Origin of the sequence: Nocardioides sp. (assembly GCF_034670285.1) — a bacterium.
Classification (GTDB): domain Bacteria; phylum Actinomycetota; class Actinomycetes; order Propionibacteriales; family Nocardioidaceae; genus Nocardioides.
This window is the reverse complement of sequence record NZ_JAXMNS010000520.1, coordinates 1-2,145: the sequence shown is the minus strand read 5'-3', so window position 1 is coordinate 2,145 and position 2,145 is coordinate 1. Positions and strand designations below refer to the sequence as shown.

General features: G+C 72.6%; 2 protein-coding genes. Both read right to left on the bottom strand.

Features of this window, described 5'->3' with window-relative positions:
• Window positions 1-363 precede the first annotated feature (363 nt).
• Window positions 364-1,272: a DMT family transporter gene (locus VOI19_RS18490; RefSeq protein ID WP_323794410.1), complete on the bottom strand. Its 909-nt coding sequence runs from the start codon at window positions 1,270-1,272 to the stop codon at window positions 364-366.
• Window positions 1,269-2,144, bottom strand: a complete 876-nt coding sequence (locus tag VOI19_RS18485; RefSeq protein WP_323794409.1) for a deoxyribonuclease IV — start codon at window positions 2,142-2,144, stop codon at window positions 1,269-1,271. Before VOI19_RS18485 ends, VOI19_RS18490 begins: the two co-directional genes overlap by 4 nt.
• Window position 2,145 lies beyond the last annotated feature (1 nt).

Below are 2,145 nucleotides of genomic sequence, written 5' to 3'. Positions count from 1 at the left end.
ATGGTGATTCCTCTGTTTTCTGGCGTGGACCCCGGCTCCGGCCCGGACATGACAAACGCCCCGGCTCGAGCCGGGGCGTTGGTGGGTGCGGGCGCGTCTACGAACGAGCCTGCACGGGTGCTCCCGGCAGGTGTCCAAAGAAATAGGTGTGCGCCACGTGAGTGACTCTAGCCCGACCTGCCTGAGCGTGGTCCGGGCGTGTCACGGGCTGGGACGGCCGTGGTCGCTCGGGGGGAGTTTCACCACTTCAGCGGTGAAACTCCCGCTTGTGGTGCGGAACTCCGTACAAGAAGCGGGAGTTTCGTCACGGCAGCCGTATGACGGCCCGTACAGCGGCGCGTACGGCAGCCCCCGCCGCACCCGTCACACCGCGAGGTGCTGGACCTCGCCCTCGATGGCGCGCCGCGGACCGGCCTCGACCACGAGCATCGCGGTGACCACCATCGCCCCGCCGGCCAGGATCCGCCAGGTGAGGGTCTCCCCGCCCAGTCCGACGGCGAAGGTCGCGGCGAAGACCGGCTCCATGCTCATCACGATCGCGGCGCGGGTGGGCGCGAGGTGGGCCTGGGCCCAGGTCTGCGCGATGAGGGCCAGCGCCCCGGCCACGAGCGCCATGTAGACCACCGAGACCCAGTCGGCGGTGGTCGCCGGGAGCACGATGCCGTCGGGGGCCGTGGCGACCAGGCAGATCACCGCGATCACGAGCAGCTGCACGATCGACATCCCCAGGGCGTCCTGCGCCGTCGACCACGCACCGAGGGCCACGATGTGCAGGGCGTAGAGCACCGCGGCGACCAGGGTGAGCGCCTCGCCGTAGCCCAGGGCGACGCCGTCGAGGGTGAGCACGCCGAGGCCGGCGGTGGCGAGGGCCACCGAGGCCCACGTGAACCCGGTGATCCGGGTGCGGAGCAGGACGGCGGCCAGCAGCGGCGTGGCGACGACGTACAGCCCGGTGATGAAGCCCGACACGCTCGCGGCAGTGTGCGCCAGCCCCGCCGTCTGGAGGATCTGGGCCAGTCCGTAGAGCGCCCCCAGGGCGATCGAGCGGCGCCGCAGCTCAGGGGAGAGGCGGCCGATGGCGCGAGGCGCGACCACGACCATCGCCAGGCCCGCGATGGCGAAGCGGACGGCGAGGAAGTCGAGCGTCGGGACCCGGTCGAGGAGGTCCTTGATGAGGAAGAACGTCGAGCCCCAGCTCGCCGTCATGGCCAGCAGCGCCACCGTGGCCAGGGTCGTCGTCGACGGTCGCACGCGACCGGCGAGGAGGCTCACCGCAGGCTCTTGAGCAGCGCGAGGTCGGGGTCGCCCACTGCGCGGGAGCCCGGCGTCTCGAGGATGAACGGCACTCCCTCGGTGGCGGGGTGCGCGAACAGCTCGCTGAAGGCAGCGGCGCCGATGTGACCCGCGCCGATCTTCGGGTGGCGGTCCTTCATCGCGCCCCGCACGTCCATCGAGTCGTTGGCGTGGACCAGGCGCAGCCGGCCGGACCCGCCGAGCTCGACGAGCCGGTCGAGCGTCGCGGTCGCGCCGCCGGGCTCGTCGAGCGGTGCGCCCGCGGCGAAGACGTGGCAGGTGTCGAGGCAGATGCCGGCCTTGGGGTGGTCGTCGAGCGCTCCGAGGTAGGCCTCGAGGTCGTCGACCCCGGCGCACAGGGAGCGGCCCTGGCCGGCGGTGGGCTCGAGCAGGAGCCAGGGGGCGTCGTCGTCCGCGATCGTGTCGAGCAGGGGGAGCAGTCCCTCGCGCACCTGGCGCAGCGCCGCGGCATGCCGCTCGACGGCGCCGGCACCGTCGGGGCCTGCCGGGTCGACGTACGACCCGGTGTGGACGACGACGCCCTCGGCGCCGATCTCGGCGGCTCGCGTGAGGTTGTGGGCGACCAGGGCGACCGACTTCTCGTAGGTCGCGGCGGTGGGGGAGCCGAGGTTGACGAGGTATGGCGTGTGGATGAAGACCCGCTGGCGGCTCTCGGCGATCGCGGCGGCGAAGGCCGCGTCCTCCGCCGGCTTGCCGGCGCTCAGCGCCCAGCCGCGGGGGTTGCCGACGAAGATCTGGAACGACTCGCAGCCGAGCTCGTCAGCCGACGCGAGAGCGCCCTTGACGAGCCCGGGGCCCATCAGGACGTGGGTACCGACGGGGGTGCGCATG

What these genes read in the sequence shown, in the direction of transcription:
- VOI19_RS18485 (WP_323794409.1), bottom strand. Translation starts at nt 2,144, where the DNA reads ATGCGCACCCCCGTCGGTACCCACGTCCTGATGGGCCCCGGGCTCGTC.